This is a genomic window from Pseudomonas sp. 7SR1 (assembly GCF_900156465.1).
GTDB lineage: Bacteria > Pseudomonadota > Gammaproteobacteria > Pseudomonadales > Pseudomonadaceae > Aquipseudomonas.
Genome location: NZ_LT707064.1, coordinates 4,236,793 through 4,257,968 on the forward strand (window position 1 = coordinate 4,236,793; position 21,176 = coordinate 4,257,968).

The 21,176-nt window shown below is 65.6% G+C and carries 4 protein-coding genes and 1 pseudogene; 4 read left to right on the top strand and 1 reads right to left on the bottom strand.

Translation table 11 applies throughout. From position 1 onward, the window contains the following. Positions 1–21 precede the first annotated feature (21 nt). From BW992_RS27595 to BW992_RS19035, 3 genes and pseudogenes are all read left to right on the top strand, one after another. A pseudogene (locus tag BW992_RS27595) lies at positions 22–14,622 on the top strand (amino acid adenylation domain-containing protein); the annotation flags it as partial. Between the two features lie 78 nt (positions 14,623–14,700). After that, complete coding sequence (gene macA, locus BW992_RS19030) at positions 14,701–15,852, top strand: macrolide transporter subunit MacA (RefSeq protein ID WP_072398821.1); 1,152 nt, start codon at positions 14,701–14,703, stop codon at positions 15,850–15,852. A 2-nt stretch (positions 15,853–15,854) separates the two neighbouring features. After that, positions 15,855–17,816 carry a MacB family efflux pump subunit gene (locus tag BW992_RS19035; protein WP_072398820.1) on the top strand — a complete coding sequence of 654 codons (1,962 nt, stop codon included), beginning with the start codon at positions 15,855–15,857 and terminating at the stop codon, positions 17,814–17,816. A gap of 197 nt (positions 17,817–18,013) precedes the next feature. On the opposite strand, the gene BW992_RS19040 is transcribed toward BW992_RS19035, so the two are convergent. Continuing rightward, positions 18,014–19,354: a diaminobutyrate--2-oxoglutarate transaminase family protein gene (locus BW992_RS19040; protein WP_072432100.1), complete on the bottom strand. Its 1,341-nt coding sequence runs from the start codon at positions 19,352–19,354 to the stop codon at positions 18,014–18,016. A gap of 368 nt (positions 19,355–19,722) precedes the next feature. Here BW992_RS19040 and BW992_RS19045 point away from each other — a divergent pair, with 368 nt between their 5' ends. Beyond that, positions 19,723–21,153, top strand: coding sequence for an efflux transporter outer membrane subunit (locus BW992_RS19045; RefSeq protein ID WP_076406917.1), 1,431 nt, complete (start codon positions 19,723–19,725; stop codon positions 21,151–21,153). Positions 21,154–21,176: the final 23 nt, after the last annotated feature.

Genomic DNA, 21,176 nt, shown 5'->3' on the forward strand with positions numbered 1-21,176 from the left:
GCTGCCGTGAGCGATGCTCGGCAGATCGTGGTGCCGGCCAACCTGATCGCGCAGAACTGCACCCGCATCACCCCGGACATGCTGCCCCTGGCCGACCTGGACCAGGAGGCCATCGACCGCATCGTGGCGACGGTGCCGGGAGGCGTGGCCAACGTGCAGGACATCTACGCCCTGGCGCCGTTGCAGGAAGGCATTCTTTACCATCACCTGGCCGCGGAGCAGGGCGATCCCTACGTGTTGCAGGTGATGTTCGGCTTCGACAACCGCGAGCGCTTGCAAGCCTTTGCCCATGCCTTGCAAAGCGTGGTGTCGCGCAACGATATCCTGCGTACCAGCGTGCTCTGGCAAGGCCTGCCGGCCCCGGTGCAAGTGGTCTGGCGACACGCTACCCTGGCCCTCGAAGAGGTCGAGGTGGACCCGGCTTCGGGCGACGTCGTGCAGCAGTTGCAGGCGCGTTTCGACCCTCGGCATTACCGTCTCGACATCGCTCAGGCGCCGTTGATGCGAGTGGCCTATGCCCAGGACCTGGCGAACCAGCGCTGGGTGGGCATGCTGCTGTTCCACCACATGGCCCTGGACCACACCGCCCTTGAGGTGGTGGTGCACGAAATGCAGGCCAGCCTGCTGGGCCAGTCGGAGCAACTGGCGGCGGCCGTGCCGTATCGCAATCACGTGGCACAGGCCCGTCTGGGTGTGAGTCGCGAGCAACACGAAGCGTTCTTCCACGACATGCTGGGTGACATCGACGAGCCGACGCTGCCGTTCGGCCTGCAGGATGTGCAGGGCGATGGCAGTGGCATCGAAGAAGGGCAGCAGCACGTGGAAGCGGCGCTGGCCCGGCGCCTGCGGACCCAGGCCCGTCAGCTCGGTGTGAGCGCGGCGAGCCTGGTCCACCTGGCCTGGGCCCAGGTGGTGGGGCGTGTCTCGGGCCGCGAAGAGGTGGTGTTCGGTACCGTCCTGATGGGCCGGATGCAGGGCGGCGAAGGGGCCGACCGCGCCCTGGGCATGTTCATCAATACCTTGCCGTTGCGCATCAGCGTGGGCGCCCAGGGCGTGCGTGCCGGGGTCAAGGCGACTCACGCACGGCTATCGGCCCTGTTGGGCCATGAGCATGCGTCCTTGTCCCTGGCCCAGCGCTGCAGTGGCGTCCCGGCCTCGCTGCCGCTGTTCAGCGCCTTGCTGAACTACCGGCACAGCGCGGCTGAAACGCCGTCCGAGCCGGCCATCGCGGCCTGGCATGGCATCCAGACCCTGAGCATGGAAGAGCGGACCAACTATCCATTGATGCTGTCGGTGGATGACCTGGGCGAGGGCTTCATGCTCACGGCCCAGGCGGTGGCCCAGGTGGGCGCCCGACGTGTCTGCGACTACATGCACACCGCGCTGGAAGGACTGGTGAGCGCCCTGGAACAGGCCCCCGACTCGGCATTGCGTGACGTGCCCATCGTGCCGGTCGACGAACGCAAGCGACTGCTGGTGACCTTCAATGCCACCGCGGCCGAATATCCTGCGCAGCAGACGATCCATGGATTGTTCGAAGAGCAGGTACGGCGCACGCCGGATGCCCTGGCGGTGCGCCATGGCCATCAGCGTCTCAACTACCGTGAGCTCAACGGGCTCGCCAATCGTCTGGCCCATCACCTGCGCAAGCAGGGGGTGCAGCCCGATTCCCGAGTCGCGATCTGCGTCGAGCGCGGCCTCGACATGGTGGTGGGCCTGTTGGCGATCCTCAAGGCAGGGGGCGGTTACGTACCGCTGGATCCGGCTTATCCGACGGAACGGATCGCCTACATGCTGGAGGACAGCACACCGGCGGCGATCCTGGTGCAAGGGGCCACGCGCCGCTTGCTGGGCGAGACGAGGGTGCCGTTGATCGACCTCGACAAGGGCACCTGGCAGGATGAGGCGGCTCCCAATCCCCAGGTTCCGGAACTGACCTCGTCGCACCTGGCCTATGTGATCTACACCTCCGGCTCCACCGGTTTGCCCAAGGGCGTGATGATCGAGCACCGCAACACGGTGAACTTCCTGACCTGGGCGCAGCGTTCCTTCGATGCGCAGACCCTGTCGAAGACGCTGTTCTCCACTTCTTTGAACTTCGACCTGGCGGTCTACGAGTGCTTCGCGCCGTTGACCTGCGGTGGCAGCATCGATGTGGTCGCCAATGTGCTGGAACTGCAACAGGGCGAGCACGACATCACCTTGATCAACACGGTGCCATCGGCCCTCAAGGCATTGCTGGAGTCCGATGGCTTGGGCGAGGGTGTCGAGACCGTCAACGTGGCGGGCGAAGCCCTCAAGCGCAGCCTGGTGGAGGCGCTGTTCGAGCAGACTTCCGTCAAGCGCCTGTGCAACCTCTATGGCCCATCGGAAACCACCACTTACTCAAGCTGGGTATCGATGTCTCGCGAAGAGGGTTTCGCCGCGCATATCGGTAAACCGGTGGCCAACACCCAGTTCTATCTGCTGGATGAACACCGCCAACCGGTGCCGTTGGGCGTACCGGGAGAGATCTATATCGGCGGTGCCGGTGTGGCGCGCGGTTACCTCAATCGTGATGACCTGACTGCCGAACGCTTCCTGAAGGACCCGTTCAGCAGCGAAACCAATGCCCGGATGTACAAGACCGGCGACCTGGGTCGCTACCTGCCGGACGGCAATATCGAATACCTGGGTCGTAACGACGACCAGGTGAAGATCCGTGGTTTCCGCATCGAACTGGGCGAGATCGAAGCACGGCTCGCCGGGCACGAGGCCGTAAAAGAAGCCGTGGTACAAGCTCGCGAAGATGTCCCTGGCGACAAGCGCCTGGTGGCCTATTTCACCGAGTCCCGGGCCGTGGACATCGAGGCCCTGCGCAGCCATCTGCAAGGGCAACTGCCGGATTACATGGTGCCCGTGGCCTACGTGCGTCTGGACGCCTTGCCGTTGACCCCCAATGGCAAGCTGGACCGCAAGGCCTTGCCGGCGCCAGACCTCGAATCGGTCATTACCCGAGGCTATGAAGCCCCTCAAGGCGACGTCGAAACCACCCTGGCGCAGATCTGGCAAGCGCTGCTGGGCGTGGATCAGGTCGGCCGCCACGATCATTTCTTCGACCTGGGCGGGCATTCATTGCTGGCGATGCAGTTGATTTCCCAGGTTCGCCTGCGCCTGGGCGTGGAACTGGGCCTGGCGCAACTGTTCGCTCATCCACAGCTCAAGGCGTTGGCGCAGGCAGTGGCCCAGGCCGGACGCAGCACCTTGCCGGAAATCGTCCGGGTGGCCCGCGATGAAGACCTGCCCCTATCGTTCGCCCAGCAGCGCCTGTGGTTCCTGGCGCAGATGGAAGGGGCCAGCTCGGCCTATCACATGCCCGCCGGGCTGCGCCTGCGCGGGAGCCTGGACGGTGTCGCCTTGCAGCGGGCGCTGGATCGCATCGTGGCCCGTCACGAAGCGCTGCGGACCACCTTCGTGCGTACCCGGGGGGAAGAGGCCTTGCAGTGCATCGCACCGGCCGATACAGGATTCGCCCTGTTGCGGCAGGACTTGTCCGGTCACGCCGATGTCGAAGCCGAGCTGCAAGTCCTGGCGGCGCAGGAAGCCGCCGACGCTTTCGACCTGGAGCAGGGGCCGTTGATCCGGGGGCGTTTGATCCGTCTCGGTGATGACGATCATGTGCTGTTGGTGACCATGCACCACATCGTTTCGGACGCCTGGTCCATCGGCGTGTTGATCAAGGAACTGGCGGCGCTCTACGAAGCGTTCCGCCATGGCCTGGACGATCCGCTGCCGGCGCTGACGATGCAGTACGCCGACTACGCCGTGTGGCAACGCCGCTGGTTGAGCGGCGAGGTGTTGCAGGCCCAGTGCGGCTACTGGCAGCGAACCCTGGCCGATGCGCCGGCGCTGCTGATGCTGCCGACGGATCGACCACGCCCGGCCCGGCAGGATTACGCCGGGGCGGCGCTGCCGGTGGCGTTCGATGCCGGCCTGACCGCCGACCTCAAGGCACTGAGCCAGCGCCACGGTGTGACCCTGTACATGACGCTGATGGCCGCCTGGGCGGCGTTGCTGGGCCGTCTTTCGGGGCAGGACGAGGTGGTGATCGGTTCGCCGGCCGCCAACCGCACGCGCTCGGAGGTCGAAGGGCTGATCGGTTTCTTCGTCAATACACTGGCCGTGCGTGTCGATGTGTCCGGGTCGCCCACTGTCGAAACCCTGCTGGCCCGGGTCAAGGCCCAGGCCCTCGGGGCCCAGGCGCACCAGGACCTGCCATTCGAACAGGTGGTGGAACTGCTCAAGCCGGTGCGCAGCCTGGCCCACAGTCCGCTGTTCCAGGCCATGCTGTCGTGGCAGACCCTGGACAGCACCGAGCTGGTGCTCGGCGACCTGAAGCTCGAAGGGCTGGGGGTGGCGAACACGGTTGCCAAGTTCGACCTGTCCCTGGAACTGGGCGAGCTGCAGGGCCAGGTCTTCGGCACTCTCGAATACGCCACGGCCCTGTTCGATGCGCGCACGGTGCAGCGCTACATCGGGTACTTCGAGCGTGTGCTGCGAGCCATGGTGGCGAACGAGCAGACTCTGGTCGACCGGATCGCGCTGGTGGATGACGCCGAGCGCGAGCATCTGCTGGTGGGCCTCAACGCCAACCAGGCGCCGTACCCACGCACGCAGGTGATCCATCAACTGTTCGAGGCTCAGGTTGTGGCCAGGCCGGATGCCATCGCGGTGGTGTTCGAAGGGGAGCGCTTGAGCTATGCCGAACTGAACCGTCAGGCCAACCAGGTGGCCCATCACCTGATCGGGCTGGGTATCCGCCCCGACGACCGGGTGGCGATCTGTGTCGAGCGCAGCGCCGAAATGCTGGTAGGCCTGCTGGGGATTCTCAAGGCCGGTGGTGGCTACGTCCCCCTCGACCCGGCGTATCCGGCCGAGCGACTGGCCTACATGCTGGGCGACAGTGCCCCGGTGGCGCTGCTGACCCAGCGCCGACTGCAGGACCGCTTGCCGCCGCTGTCGGCGCCGGTGTTGCTGCTCGACCACGCCGAACGCACGAGCCAGGGCATCGCCGCAGGGCGTGACGACAACCCGGTGGTCGCGTCATTGGGCTCGCGTCACCTGGCCTATGTGATCTACACCTCGGGTTCGACCGGCACGCCCAAAGGGGTGATGATCGAGCATCGCGGGCTGGTCAACTATTGCGTGGACGCGGTCCGGCTGTTCGGCCTGACGCCGGCCGATACGGTATTGCAACAGAACACCTTGAACTTCGACCTGTCGGTAGAGGAAATTTTCCCGGCGCTGGTGGCCGGCGCCACCCTGGCGCCGACCCGCAAGCTGTTCGGCAGCGCCGAACTGCAGCAGGACGGCGACATCCGGCCGACCTTCCTGCACCTGACCGCGGCGCACTGGCACACCCTGGCGGCCGAATGGCACAACACGCCGGCCCAGGCCCGGGATCATCTGCGCGAGGTGCGGCTGGTCAACGTCACCGGCGACGCCCTGTCGATGCAGAAACTGCAGATGTGGGACGCGGTGCGTCCGGCCCACACGCAACTGATCAACACCTATGGCCCCACCGAAGCCACCGTGTCCTGTACCGCCGCCTACATGCGCTACGACGCCAGCGCCGTGGCCGGCAACGCCACCATCGGCACACCGATGGCCAACACCCGCATCTACCTGCTCGACGGGCACCGGCAGCCAGTGCCGTTCGGGGTCGCGGGGGAGATCTATATCGGTGGCGATGGCGTGGCGCGCGGCTATTTGAACCTTGATGCCATCAATGCCGAACGTTTCCTTGTCGATCCGTTCAGCGATCAGCCCGATGCCCGCATGTACAAGACCGGCGACCTGGCCCGTTATCGTCCTGACGGGCGTATCGAGTACCTGGGGCGCAACGATTTCCAGGTCAAGGTGCGAGGTTTCCGTATTGAACTGGGCGAGATCGAAACCCGGCTGGGCCAGTGTGCCGGGGTCAAGGAAGCCGCGGTGATCGTGCGCGAAGACCAGCCGGGGGACAAGCGCCTGGTGGCCTACGTCGTGCCCCGGGCCGGCGTGACCCTGAGCGCGGCCGCCTTGCGTGCCGAACTGTCGACGTTGCTGACCGACTACATGATGCCGGGTGCGTTTGTCAGCCTGGCCGCGCTGCCGCTCACACCGAACCGCAAGCTCGACCGCCAGGCCTTGCCGGCCCCGGATGCCGAGGCCTATGCCAGCCGTACCCATGAAGCGCCCCAAGGCGCTACGGAAGTCGCCTTGGCGCAGATCTGGCAGGACTTGCTCAACGTCGAAGCGGTGGGGCGTCACGATCATTTCTTCGAATTGGGCGGGCATTCGTTGCTGGTGATGCGCCTGATTGCCCAGGTGCGCGAACAGCTGGACGTGGAGCTGAACCTGAGCGATGTCTTTGCCCAACCGCAACTGAGCGCGCTGGCCCAGGTCCTGTCCCGGGCGACACGCAGCACGCGGCCGGACATCCTGCCGGTATCCCGCGAGCAGGCGCTGCCGTTGTCGTTCGCCCAGCAGCGCCTGTGGTTCCTGGCGCAGTTGGACGCGGGCAGCGCGGCGTATCACATCCCCACCGGCCTGCGCCTGCGGGGGACGCTGGATACCCGGGCGCTCACCCGTGCCCTGGATCGCATCGTGGCCCGGCACGAAGCCTTGCGCACCACTTTTGTCCAGATGCAGGGCGAGGACGTGGCGCAACGCATCGCCCCGGCGGATTGCGGCTTTGCCCTGGCGCTGCACGACCTGACAGATGACCCCGACGCCGAAGCGACCTTGTCGCGCCTGGCCGGGGAAGAGGCTCGCCAGGCCTTCGATCTGAGCCAAGGTCCGCTTGCCCGTGGCCGCCTGGTACGCATGGACGAGCAGGACCATGTGTTGCTGGTGACCTTGCACCATATCGTCTCGGACGGCTGGTCCGCCGATGTCCTGACCCGGGAGCTGGGCGTTTTGTACGCGGCGTTCAGCCAGGGGCAGGACGACCCGCTGCCGGCCCTGCCGGTCCAGTACGCCGATTACGCCTTCTGGCAACGGCGCTGGCTCACCGGCGAGGTCCTGGACAGGCAGGAGCACTATTGGCAGCAAGCCCTGGCCGGAGCGCCGGCATTGCTGACGCTGCCCACCGACCGGCCGCGGCCGGCGCAGCAGGACCATTGCGGCAATGCGGTGGGGCTCGTCCTGGATGAAACCCTGACCGCAGCGCTCAAGGCATTGAGCCAACGGCAGGGCACCACGCTGTTCATGACAGTGATGGCGGCCTGGGCCGCGGTGCTGGCGAGAATGTCCGGGCAGGACGATGTGGTCATCGGGACCCCGACGGCCAACCGTCTGCAGGCGCAGGTGGAAGACCTGATCGGCCTGTTCGTCAATACCCTGGCGGTGCGGGTCGATGTGTCGGCCGATCGGACGGTCCAGGCGCTGCTGCAACACGTCAAGGCCCAGACCCTGGGAGCCCAGGCCCACCAGGACTTGCCATTCGAGCAGGTGGTGGAGGTGGTGCGGCCGCTGCGCAGCCTGTCCCACAGCCCGGTGTTCCAGGCCATGCTGTCGTGGCAGAACACCGAAACCGCCGGGATGGAGCTGCCGGACATGTCGCTGCAGGCACTGGGGGTGAGCAGTCGCACCGCCAAGTTCGATGTGCTGCTGGACATGGCCTTGATCGAGGGCCGCCTGTTCGGTTCGCTGGAATATGCCACGGCGCTGTTCGACCAGGCCACGATGGAGCGCTACCTGGGTTACCTCGAATGCATGCTGCGGGCCATGGTCGCCGACGAGCAGGCTGTCGTGGCGAAAATCCCGCTGTTGGCGGAGCAGGAGCGCCGGCATGTGCTGGAAACCCTCAACGCCACGACCGTCGACTACCCACGCGACCAGACCCTCCACGGTCTGTTCGAAACCCGTGCCGAGGCCAGCCCGGACGCCATCGCCGTGGTGACTGACGACGAGCAATGGAGCTACCAGCAACTGAACCACCGCGCCAACCAGGTTGCCCATCGCCTGATCGCCCTGGGCATCCGCCCGGACGATCGGGTGGCGATCTGCGCCGAGCGCAGCCTGGAAATGGTGGCCGGCCTGCTGGGCATTCTCAAGTCCGGTGCTGCTTATGTGCCGCTCGATCCGGATTATCCGCTCGATCGCCTGGCCTACATGCTGGACAACTGCGCGCCGAGCGTGGTGCTGACCCAGGGGGCCTTGCAGGCACGCCTGCCCGCCACCGATGCCCGGACGTTGTTGCTGGACGATGCCGCGTTCTCGACCCAGTCGACGGCTAATCCAAGGGTCGAGGAGCTGCGCTGCGACCATCTGGCCTATGTCATCTACACCTCCGGTTCCACCGGCCTGCCCAAAGGCGTGATGAACGAACATGGGGCGGTGGTCAACCGCCTGCTGTGGATGCAGGACGCTTATCCGTTGACGGCTGCCGATGCGGTGCTGCAGAAGACCCCGTTCAGCTTCGACGTATCGGTGTGGGAGTTCTTCTGGCCGCTGTTCACCGGCGCCCGGCTGGTGATGGCCCGTCCTGGCGGGCATCGCGACCCAGCCTACCTGTGCGAGGTGATCCAGGCCCAGGGCATCAGCACGCTGCACTTCGTACCGTCGATGCTGGACGTGTTCCTGGCCCATGGCGCCGCCCACGGCTGCGACGGGCTGCGGCAAGTGATGTGCAGCGGCGAAGCCTTGCCGGGGCATCTGGTGCGGCGTTTCAAGGCGCAACTGCCGCAGGTGGCGTTGCACAACCTGTACGGCCCCACCGAAGCCGCCGTGGACGTCACGGCCTGGGACTGCTCGGGCGTCGATACCCCCGACAGCACCCCCATCGGCAAGCCGATCGCCAACACCCGCATCTACCTGCTGGACGCCCATCGTCAGCCGGTGCCCATGGGGGTGGCTGGGGAGATCTACATCGGCGGTGTGCAGGTGGCACGCGGTTACCTGCATCGGCCGGAACTCACCGCCGAGCGTTTCCTCGACGACCCGTTCAGCACCGTGCCGAATGCGCGGATGTACCGCACCGGCGACCTGGGCCGCTACCTGGCGGACGGCAACATCGACTACCTGGGGCGTAACGACGATCAGGTTAAGATTCGCGGTTTCCGCATCGAACTGGGCGAGATCGAAGCGCGGCTGGCGCAACATCCAGGCCTCAAGGAGGCCGTGGTACTGGCCCGGGAAGATGTGCCGGGAACCAAACGCCTGGTGGCCTATTTCACCACCCACGCCGGCGATGACACGGTGGGGATCGAAGCCTTGCGCAGCGGATTGCAGGCACAGCTGCCGGAATACATGGTCCCGGCGGCCTATGTCTGGCTCGAGGCTCTGCCGTTGACGCCCAATGGCAAGCTCGATCGCAAGGCCTTGCCGGCACCGGACCTGGCTGCGCTGATCAGCCGTGAATACGAAGCGCCCCAGGGCGCGGTGGAGACACTGCTGGCCGAGCTCTGGGCCGATCTGCTCGACGTCGAGCGGGTAGGGCGTCACGACCATTTCTTCGAGCTGGGCGGTCATTCCTTGCTGGCGGTCACGCTGGTGGAGCGCATGCGCCAGGCCGGCCTGTCGGCCGATGTCCGGGTGCTGTTCGGCCAGCCGACGCTGGCCGCGTTGGCGGCTGCCGTGGGGCGAACGACGGAACGCGCGGTACCGGCCAATGGCATCGTGCCGGGCTGCACCGCGATCACGCCGGACATGCTGCCACTGGCCGACCTGAGCCAGGCACAGATCGAGCGGATCGTCGCCGGGCTGCCGGGAGGCGTCGCAAACGTCCAGGACATCTATGCCCTGGCCCCGCTGCAGGAAGGCATCCTGTATCACCATCTGGCATCGCAACAGGGTGATCTCTACCTGCAACAGGCCCTGTTCAACCTTGCCGACCGCGGTCGCCTGGATGCCTTCGCCGGTGCCCTGCAAGGCGTGATCGATCGCCACGACATCCTGCGCACCGCCGTGCTCTGGGAGGGCTTGGGCGAGCCGGTGCAGGTGGTCCTGCGCCAGGCAGAGCTGGTGGTGGAAGAGTGCGTGGTCGAGCCGGGGCGTGACGTCGCCACGCAATTGCGCGAGCGCTTCGATCCACGGCATTACCGGCTCGACGTGCGCCAGGCTCCGCTGATGCGGCTGGCCTGTGCCTATGACGCCGGACAGGAACGCTGGGTGGCGCTGCTGCTGTTCCATCACATTGCCCTCGACCATACCGCGCTGGAGGTAATCCAGCACGACATGCAAGCCTTTCTGCTGGGGCAGCAAGCCCGACTGGGCGAGGCGGTGCCGTACCGCAACTATGTGGCGCAGGCGCGACTGGGTGTCACCCAGGCCGAGCATGAGGCGTTCTTCAGTGACATGCTCAAGGATGTCCGGGAGCCGACCCTTCCGTTCGGCCTGCAGGATGTGCGCGGCGACAACCGTGACGTCGAGCAGGCTCAGTGTCCGGTGGACGAGGACTTGAGCCGACGGCTGCGGGCCCAGGCACGCCAGCTCGGGGTGAGCGCGGCAAGCCTGCATCACCTGGCATGGGCGCGGGTGCTGGCCGGCGTCAGCGTTCGTGAGGATGTGGTATTCGGAACAGTGCTGATGGGCCGGATGCAGGGTGGCGAAGGGGCCGACCGGGCGTTGGGGCTGTTCATCAACACCTTGCCGCTACGGGTCGACGTAGGCACCCTCGGCGCACGGGCCGGGGTGCAGGCCACCCATGCACGCCTGACTGCGTTGCTGGGGCATGAACATGCCTCCCTGGCCTTGGCCCAGCGTTGCAGCGGCGTCGCCACGCCTGCGCCATTGTTCAGCGCACTGTTGAACTACCGGCACAGCGCGTCCCAGGTCAGCCAGGAGACCCAGGCGGCCTGGCGCGGCATCGAAGGACTCGGTGGCGAGGAGTGGAGCAACTACCCGCTGTCGCTCAACGTCGACGACCTGGGCGAGGGCTTCGTGCTGAGCGCCACGGTGACCGCGCGGATCGGCGCGAAACGCGTGTGCGGCTACATGCATACAGCACTGGAAAGCCTGGTGGATGCCCTGGAGCATGCGCCACAGACGCCGCTGCGAGAGCTGGGGATATTGCCGCAGGCCGAGCGCCAGCAACTGCTGCAGGCATTCAACGCGACCGACACGGTCTATCCGCGCCAACAGACGGTACAAGCCTTGTTCGAAGCCCAGGCGGCTATACGGCCCGAGGCGGTTGCCCTCCAGCATGGCGACCGGCAACTGACCTATCGGGAACTGGATGCCCGCGCCAGTCTCCTGGCGCAGTACCTGCTGGCGCAAGGGGTGAAACCCCAGGCGCGAGTAGCGGTGCTGCTGGGCCGTTCCTTCGACCTGGTCATCAGCGAACTGGCTATCCTCAAGTGCGCCGCCGTCTACGTACCGCTGGACCATCACGCGCCCGAAGAGCGCCAGCGCTTCATCCTCCAGGACAGCGAGGCGGCACTGGTACTGACCACCCACGACAGGGCAGTGCCGCAAGCGCTGCGACGGGTGGACCTGGATACGTTGCACCTGGACACGTTGCACTTGGCCCAGGGCACATCCGCCTGCCCAATCGCTGCCCAGGCGAGCGATACCCCGGCCTACATCATGTACACCTCGGGCTCCACCGGCCATCCCAAGGGAGTGATCGTGCCGCACCTGGCCATCGGTCGGCTGTCGATCAACAACGGTTATGCGGATTTCGGCCCGCAGGATCGGCTGGCCTTCGTCTCGAACCCGGCGTTCGACGCCAGCACGATGGAAGTCTGGGGAGCGTTGCTCAACGGTGGCCGCGTGGTGATCATCGATCACGATACGCTGCTCGATCCACCCGGGTTTGCCCGGGCGCTGGCAGAGGCGAAGGTGTCGGTGCTGTTCCTGACCACCGCCTTGTTCAACCAGTACCTGATGCTGATCCCGGACGCACTGGCGGGCCTGCGCATCCTGATGTGCGGTGGCGAGCGCGCCGATCCGGCGTCGTTCCGGCGCCTGCTGGACCGGGCGCCGACGCTGCAGATGATGAACTGCTATGGACCCACCGAGACCACCACGTTCGCCACGGCCCACACGGTCACCCGCTTGCCTCACGGCGCGACGAGCATTCCCATCGGGCGGCCCATCGCCAACACCCGGGTCTATATCCTCGACGCGGCAGGCCAGCCGGTGCCCATCGGCGTGGCGGGAGAGATCCATATCGGCGGCGACGGGGTAGCGCTGGGCTACCTGAATCGCAAGGACCTGACCGACGAGCGCTTCATCGCCGATCCGTTCAGCGACCAGGCCGGTGCGCGCCTGTACCGCAGCGGCGACCTGGGCTGCTGGTTGCCCGACGGTACGATCGAATACCTGGGCCGCAATGACGGGCAGGTGAAGATCCGTGGGTTCCGTATCGAACTGGGTGAGATCGAGGCCCGCTTGCATGAGTATCCCGGGGTGCGCGAGGCGTTGGTGGTGGCCCGCGAGGACAACCCTGGCGACAAGCGCCTGATCGCCTACTACACCGGGCAGGCGGACAGCGACATCATCGATGCGCAAGCATTGCGCGAACACCTGCACGCCTGTCTGCCGGAGTTCATGGTTCCGGCGGCCTATGTGCGGTTGATGGCGCTGCCGCTGACACTGAACGGCAAGATCAATGTCGGTGCGTTGCCGGTACCGGAGGCCCACGCCTACGGCGAGCGCGGTTACGAGCCGCCAGAGGACGAGCTGGAAGCCACGCTGGCCGGCCTGTGGGCCGAAGTACTGGGGCTGGAGCAGGTAGGGCGGCGGGACAGTTTCTTCGAGCTGGGCGGGCATTCGTTGCTGGCGATCCGACTGGTGGGGCTGCTGGTCCAGGCCGGATTGACGGTGTCCCTGGCGGAGCTGTTCCAGCACGACAATGTGGCAGCGTTGGCGACGTTGCTCCGGTCCCGCACCGCCGATGTCCAGGTGCAGGAGTCGGTCGTGCCGGTGCGCACCAGTGGCCAGCAGAATCCGTTGTTCCTGGTGCACGAGTTCAGCGGCCTGGATCTGTATTTCCCGGCACTGGGCAAGTACATCGACGAGGACATTCCGGTCTATGGTCTGCCGGCCGTAGAGTGGGGCGAGCCGCAGCTGCAGACGATGGAGTGCATGGCTTCGCGGTTGGTGGGCATCATCCGTTCGCTGCAACCCAAGGGACCTTATCGCCTGGCCGGTTGGTCGTTCGGCGGGGTCCTGGCCTACGAGACCGCCATCCAGCTCATCGGCCTGGACGAGGAGGTCGAGTTCGTCGGCCTGATCGACAGCTACCTGCCGCGCCTGGTGGACCAGGGACGCGAACGCTGGGCCCTGGACGAAGCCCACAAGCTTCACCTGCTGGACCGCTGCGACGTGTTCTGGAGAGCCTGCGAGCCCGAAGCGCAAGGGCTCGCGTCGATCCTGGACAAACTGGCCGACCTGCAAGGGTGCCTGGACCGGTTCGAGTTCGAAGCCCTGGTGCAGCATTGCCGCGAGCTGGGCGTACTGCCCCCGGAGCTGGCCGTCTATGACGCGGCCCAACTCTGGCAGTACCTCGATCGCGAGGTGGCCCACGGTCATGCGCTGGCCCATTACATGGTGTATCCGATTTCGGTACCGGTGCACCTGCTGGTGGCCGAGGAGCGCAAGGACGATGCTCCCGAGCATTCCGGCTACCTGGGTTGGGACGCGGTGCTGCCCAAGACGCAACTGCACTGCATCAGGGTTGCCGGCAATCACCAGACCATGATGCAAGCGCCACATGTGCAGGTACTGGGCCAGGCCATCAGCGATGCGCTGCAGGGTGTCGCTTCACGTCCGATGCCTTCGCCCAAGCGCACGTTCCAGCCGCTGTTGACGATCCAGGGCGGGCGCGCCGATCGGGCGCCGATCTTCTGCGTGCCTGGCGCCGGGGACAGCGTCACCGGCTTCATCGGCCTGACCGACGCCTTTGGTCCGGACTGGCCGATCCATGGCTTGCAACCTCGTGGACTGGACGGCACCACGGAGCCTTTCGGCCTGGTGGAAACCGCGGCGCAGGCCTACCTCGAAGCGATCGACAACGTGCAACCCGAAGGGCCGGTGCATCTGCTCGGGCATTCCTTCGGTGGCTGGGTCGTGTTCGAGATGGCGGCCCGCTTGCATGCCCGTGGCCGCAAGGTGGCTTCGCTGACCCTGATCGACAGCGAATCACCGGGGGGCAATGGCGTGGTGGGCCGGCCTTACACCGGGACGGGCGTGTTGAACCGACTGATCGAGGCGATGCAACTGGCCTCGGGCAAATCCCTCGGTATCGATGCCACGGTGTTCGGTGCCCAGGACGATGCGGCACAGATGCGCCTGCTGCATGCCGGCATGGTCCGCGCCGGCATGTTGCCGCAGCGCTCGGCGGTGGACGCGATGCGCGGTCCGGCGCGAGCCTTCGGGACGGCCCTGCGCACGGTCTATCAACCGCAACACCAATACACCGGCCCGGTGCGGCTGGTACTGGCGAACGATCCGACCCTGGATACAGCCGGCAACCAGCGCGAACAACAGCAGATGATCGAAGGATGGCGCAAGCATGTCCCCGACCTGAGCATCTGGTACGGGCCGGGCAACCATTTCACGATTCTCAAGGCGCCTCATGTCCACAACCTGGCTGCCTGGTGGCACGACAGCCTGCCCGAGCCCGACGAGGAGGTCACCCGTGATCTTGTCTAGCCGTGCGCCCCTGGGGCGCTTACCTCAAGCCCGGTGCCGTACTGGCCGGGCCCGAACCCAACGCACATAGAGTTATTTATGGAAAAGTCGAAGTTTCGCAAAATCGCTATCGTGCTTGTCCTGGTCGTGGTGACCGGCCTGGTTTTCTACAGCGCGCAGTCGCCGGGCAAGCCGCCGGAGTACCTGACCGCCACGGTCGAGCGCACGGACATCGAGAACGCGGTCCTGGCCACCGGAACGCTGCAGGGCGTCAAGCAGGTGGACGTCGGCGCCCAGGTGTCGGGCCAGTTGAAGTCGCTCAAGGTCAAGTTGGGCGACAAGGTCAAGAAAGGCCAGTGGCTGGCGGAAATCGACCCGTTGATCGCCCAGAACGCGCTGCGCCAGGCCCAGGTCAACGAAGAAAACCTGATGGCGCGGCGGCAGGCCACCGCGGCCCAGCTCAAGGATGCCAAGGCCACCTACGAGCGTTATAAGGTGCTGCAGCCGGACGATGCGATTTCCAAGCAGGAATACGAGACCGCCGAGTCCAACTACCGGGTGGAGGCGGCCAATCTGCTGTCCCTCGATGCCCAGATAAAAGACGCCAGGATCCAGGTGGAGACGGCGCGGGTCAACCTGGCCTACACCCACATCGTGGCCCCCATCGACGGTTACGTCGTGGGCATCGTGACCCAGGAAGGCCAGACCGTGATCGCCGAGCAACTGGCACCCGTGCTGCTCAAGCTGGCCGACCTGGACACCATGACCGTCAAGGCCCAGGTCTCCGAAGCCGACGTCATCCATATCAAGCCGGGCCAGGAGGTGTATTTCACCATCCTGGGGGAAGCGGAAAAACGTTACTACGCCACCCTGCGAGGCACCGAGCCGGCCCCGCAGAACTTCCTCGAGACCCAGACCGCCGGCACGCCCAAGCAGAACACCGCAGTGTTCTACAACAGCCTGTTCGACGTGCCGAACCCCGACCATCGCCTGCGCATCTCCATGACGGCCCAGGTCCGTATCGTGCTGGACAAGGCCAAGGCCGTGCTGACGGTACCGGTCGCCGCCCTGGGTGCGAAGAACCAGGACGGCAGCTACGTGGTCCGGGTGCTGGATGCCGAGGGCAAGGCCCAGCCGCGTAACGTCCAGACGGGCATCAACAATAACGTCCGGGCGGAAATCAAGGACGGGCTGGCCGAAGGCGACAAGGTGGTCATCGGTGAGCCTGCCCCGGCCGTGGCGGGGGCCTGACCATGACGCAACCACTGTTGGAACTCAAAGGGATCACCCGCAGCTTCCAGGCCGGGGAAAAGGCTTTCATCGCGCTCAAGGATATCAACCTGACGATCAACGCCGGGGAAATCGTGGCGATCACGGGGGCGTCCGGCTCCGGCAAGTCCACCCTGATGAATGTGCTCGGCTGCCTCGATCATCCGAGTTCCGGCAGCTACAAGGTGGATGGGCGCGAAACCGGTTCGATGAACGACCATGAACTGGCGGTGCTGCGACGCGACCACTTCGGCTTCATTTTCCAGCGCTATCACTTGCTGCCGCACCTGAGCGCGTTGCACAACGTCGAAATGCCGGCCATCTATGCCGGCGCCGCGGAATCGCAACGGCATAGCCGGGCAGGGGAACTGCTGGGGCGCCTGGGCTTGCAAGGGCACCTGGCCAACCGGCCCAGCCAGCTATCGGGTGGTCAGCAGCAGCGGGTGAGTATCGCCCGGGCCCTGATGAATGGCGGCGAGATCATCCTGGCCGACGAGCCCACCGGGGCACTGGATACCGCCAGTGGCAAGGAGGTGATGAAGATCCTGCTGGAGCTCAACGCGGCGGGGCACACGGTCATCATCGTCACCCACGACGACAAGGTGGCCGCCCATGCCCAGCGCATCATCGAGATACGCGATGGCGAAATCGTCAGCGACCGGCCCAATCCGCAACGCACGCTGGAAGACCAGCCACCCCAGGAAGCGCGCCCGGCCAGGGTCAAGCCGTCGAATCGCCTGCTGGCCAGCTTCGGCTTGTTCAGCGAGGCGTTCAACATGGCCTGGGTGGCGTTGATCTCCCATCGGATGCGCACGCTGTTGACCATGCTGGGGATCATCATCGGCATCACGTCGGTGGTCTCGATCGTCGCCATCGGCGAAGGGGTCAAGCAGTACGTGCTCAAGGACATCGAGGCCATTGGCAGCAATACCATCGAAATCATGCCGGGTTCGGACTGGGGAGACAGCCGCTCGACCGCCATCGAGACCCTGGTGCTGTCCGACGTCACGGCTTTGAGCGATCAGTATTACATCGACAGCGCCACCCCCAACCTGGGGCGCAACCTGTTGCTGCGATATCAGAACATCGACGTCAATGCCACCGTCAACGGCGTGAGTTCCAGTTACTTCCAGGTGCGCGGCATCAAGATCGGCTCGGGGGTGAAGTTCAGTGAAGACGATGCCCGCCGGCAGTCGCAGGTAGTGGTGATCGACCATAACACCCGCCAGAGGTTGTTCGGCCCCCACGTCGATCCCCTGGGCAAGGTGATCCTGATCGACAATCTGCCATGCACCGTCATCGGCGTGACCGAAGATCGCAAGAGCGTGTTCAACACCAACAAGAACCTGAACGTCTGGATGCCCTATGAAACGGCGGCCGGACGATTGCTGGGACAGCGTTTCCTGGACAGCATCACGGTAAGGATCAAGGACGGACAACCGAGCAAGCTGGTGGAGGACAATGTCGTCAAGCTCCTGGAACAACGCCATGGCATCAAGGACTTCTTCACCTACAACCTCGACAGTGTGCTGCAGACCGTGCAGAAGACCAGCCAGTCGCTGGCGCTGCTGCTCTCGCTGATCGCAGTCATTTCCCTGGTGGTGGGTGGTATCGGGGTGATGAACATCATGCTGGTTTCGGTGACCGAGCGTACCCGCGAGATCGGTATCCGCATGGCGGTGGGGGCACGGCAGTCCGATATCCGCCAGCAGTTCCTGGTGGAGGCGGTGATGGTGTGCCTCCTGGGAGGCACGATCGGTATCGCCCTGTCGTTCGGCATCGGCTACGTCTTCTCGATCTTCGTCAAGGAGTGGCAGATGGTGTTCTCCATGGGATCGATCATCACCGCAGTGGTGTGCTCGACCTTCATCGGCATCGTGTTCGGCTTCGTACCCGCCCGCAATGCCGCACGCCTGGATCCCATCAACGCCCTGGCGCGGGACTGAGACTCTGTGGCGCGTGCGGTGTGTGCGGTCTTGCGAGCAACGATCCTCCTGAGGACGTCAGGGGGATGACAGCCTTGGGCGTTTCCCGGGGCCACTATGCGGGCTTGTCGACGAAGGCTTCGGATCAGTCCAGGTGAAACACCGCTGACGCCAGAGGACCTCCGGAACCGAGCCGCCAGGCCCGGTTCCGGTGGGGGTCATACCGCTTCGCGTGCCAGGTGCGGACGGGTTTCGTGGGTCTTTGCGAGGGCCTGTTCGAAGCGATCCAGCACCATGCCGACCTCGGCTTCGGTGATGGTCAGGGGGGGCAGGAACCTGAGCACCGCGCCATGGCGTCCTCCGGTTTCCATCATCAGCCCATTGTCGAAACAGTTGAGCTTGATGGCGTGGGCGAGGGCACCGTCAGCCTGTCCGGCACGCTGGTTGGCCGCTGGCCGGGTGATCTCCACGCCGATCATCAGACCACGACCGCGGATGTCGCCCATGCAGGCGAACCGCCGGGCGATGTCCCGCAGGCCGCTCTGCAACAACTCACCCATCCGCGCGGCATTGGCCACCAGATTGTCCCGCCGGATCTGCTGCATGGTGGCGACACCGGCGACCATGGCCACCTGATTGCCACGGAACGTACCGGCGTGCATGCCGGGGCCCCAGGTATCCAGATGCTCGGCATACACGACGACCGCCAGGGGGTAGCCCCCTCCGATGGCCTTCGACAGCACCAGGATGTCGGGCACGATGCCCGCATGCTCGATGGCGAAGGTGGTGCCGGTCCGGCCCAGGCCGGTCTGGACTTCATCGACGATCAGCAGGATGTCCTGCTCCAGGGTGATTTCCCGCAATGCCCGCAGCCATTGGGCGGAGGCGGGGATGCAGCCGCCTTCCCCCTGCACGACTTCGACGATGACCGCCGCCGGCTTGGCGACGCCGCCTTCGGGATCCGACAGGACGGTGCGGATATAGTCGATGGACAACTGATCGGTGTGCTCGCCGGCGGTGCCGAACGGGCAGCGGAACCGATAGGGGAACGGCAGGAAATGGGTGCCCTGTGCGATGAGACCGTCGCCACTCTTGGGCGACAGCTTGCCCATTGCCGATAACGCCCCGGCGGTCATCCCGTGATAGCCGCCGTGGAACGCCATCAATGGCGAGCGACGGGTGTAATGGCGGGCCAGCTTGATGGCGGCCTCGACGGCATCCGAGCCGCTGGGGCCGCAGAACAGGATCTTGCTGGCCTCGCGCATTTTTGCCGGCAGCATCGAAAACAGTTCCTGCACGAAGGCGTGCTTGGCCGGGGTCGCCAGGTCGAGGGCCTGCTGCAGATGATCGCTGCCGAGAAACGCCATCACGGCATCCCGGACTTCGGGCGGGTTATGCCCCAGGGCCAGGGTGCCGGCGTTCGACAGGCAGTCCAGGTACTCCTGGCCGCTGGCGTCCCTGATGCGCATCCCCTTGCCGCTGACAAAGAGCCGTTGGAAAGTCTGCGCATAGGTCCTTGCGTTCGACTCGACGTTTTCCAGATAACTGAGTGCTTCCATATTCGATCATCCATTGGCCATGGAACGGGAACCGGGCAGGGGGAATACGAGCCAGCCAAGGGGCCTGATCCGTGGGATCCGTGCTTGCCTGACCCACTGTCGGGCCAGCCCGATATGGCTGGCCCGACGGCAGATGCCGCCCTTGTCTGGCAGGTCCCGGGCATTTCAACAGGCCTGTGCGCTTACCGCGAATTTTCTTGCCGGCACCTGTCCCCGTTTCCCACGCCAGACACAGAATCCAGGCCGGGGTTAAATGCCTCGCACATGAATTTCAACCACCCACCCTCAACAATCTGCCGTCTCCCGAGCCGCGCCGGTGCCGGATGCCTGGCTGCTCGCTCCCATTGTCAGGTCCCGTAGAGAGCCCTATGCATGCCTTCAAGCCTCCAGGAAAAAGACTGCTGGTGATCTTGTGCGCGATGGCCCTGAACGGCTGCGTACTGGGGCCTGATTACCGAGTGCCGGACGTTCCGGTCGCCGACCGATGGCAGGCACCGCTTCCCCATGGCGCCTCCGTGGCGGCCCTGGCTGACTGGTGGCAGCAATTCGACGATCCGGCCCTGGCCGAGCTGTTGCGCCTGGCCGAAGCCGACAGTCCGTCCATGGACCAGGCGTGGGCCAACATCGCCCTGGCCCGGGCCACGGCGGACAGCGATGCGGCCGATGCCTTGCCCAGGGTCGATGGCCGTCTTTCCGGCGGTCGTGGCGCACAGCGGACCGGTCCCACACGCCTGGGCGGCTCGGGCTCCTCCGCCGAGCTGGACGCCGCCTGGGAGCTCGATCTGTTCGGCAAACTGCGGCGCAACAACGAAGCGGCGCAGTCGCGTGTCGAGGCGCGGGTGGATGACTGGCACGACGCACGGGTGTCCCTCGCGGCCCAGGTAGGCGATTACTACGTGCAGTACCGCGGCTGCCAGAAGCTGGTGCTGGCCTACCGGGACCAGGCCCAGTCGCAACAGGACACGGCGCGCATCACTCGCCAGTCGTTCGAGGCCGGCTTCACTTCCTCCGCCGACGCGGCGCTGGCCGACGCCAGCGCCGCCAGCAGCGCGGCCACTCTGGTCCGGCAGCAGAGCGAGTGCCAGGTGTTGCTCAAGAGCCTGGTGGCCTTGACCGGCGGAGATGAAGAACGGCTCGACGACGTGCTCGGCAAGACTCCGGCGCAACTGCCCCAGCCGGCCGAACTCAACGTTCGGCAGATTCCTGCCGATCTGCTGCGCCAGCGTCCGGACCTGGCTTCCAGCGAACGGGAACTGGCGGCGGCGAACGCCGAGATCGGCGTGGCCCAGGCCGACCGGCTGCCGAGCCTGAGCCTGTCCGGTACGTTTTCGGTCGGCGATACCGTGGGCCAGCACAACCGATCCTGGTCGCTGGGGCCGGTGCTGTCTGTGCCCCTGTTCGACGGCGGCAAGCGCCGCGCGGCGGTGGAAGGGGCGCGGGCCTCTTATGACGCAGCCCTGGCGGTCTATCGCCAGACATTGCGCACCAGCGTCATGGAAGTCGAACAGGCCCTGGTGCGCCTGGATGCGGCGCGGCGGCGGGAGTCGGATGTCGAGCGTTCCACCGCCGGTTTCCGCGAGTCGTTCCAAGCCATCGACCGTAATTGGCAGGCAGGCAGCGTGAGCCTGCTGGACCGTGAAACCGCGCGCCGCCAGGCCCTGACGGCGGAAATCGAATTGATCACCTTGCAGCAGGACCAGGTCCGCTACTGGATCGCCCTGTACAAGGCCCTGGGAGGCGGATGGCAACTCGGTCAACCGCTTGCGCGACACCCGGCAACGAACGGAGGGGGAGCGTGAGGACGAAATCGGGCAAGATTCTG

Coding starts and splice junctions, on each gene's coding strand:
- macA (WP_072398821.1), top strand. CDS start 14,701: ATGGAAAAGTCGAAGTTTCGCAAAATCGCTATCGTGCTTGTCCTGGTC.
- BW992_RS19035 (WP_072398820.1), top strand. CDS start 15,855: ATGACGCAACCACTGTTGGAACTCAAAGGGATCACCCGCAGCTTCCAG.
- BW992_RS19040 (WP_072432100.1), bottom strand. CDS start 19,354: ATGGAAGCACTCAGTTATCTGGAAAACGTCGAGTCGAACGCAAGGACC.
- BW992_RS19045 (WP_076406917.1), top strand. CDS start 19,723: ATGCATGCCTTCAAGCCTCCAGGAAAAAGACTGCTGGTGATCTTGTGC.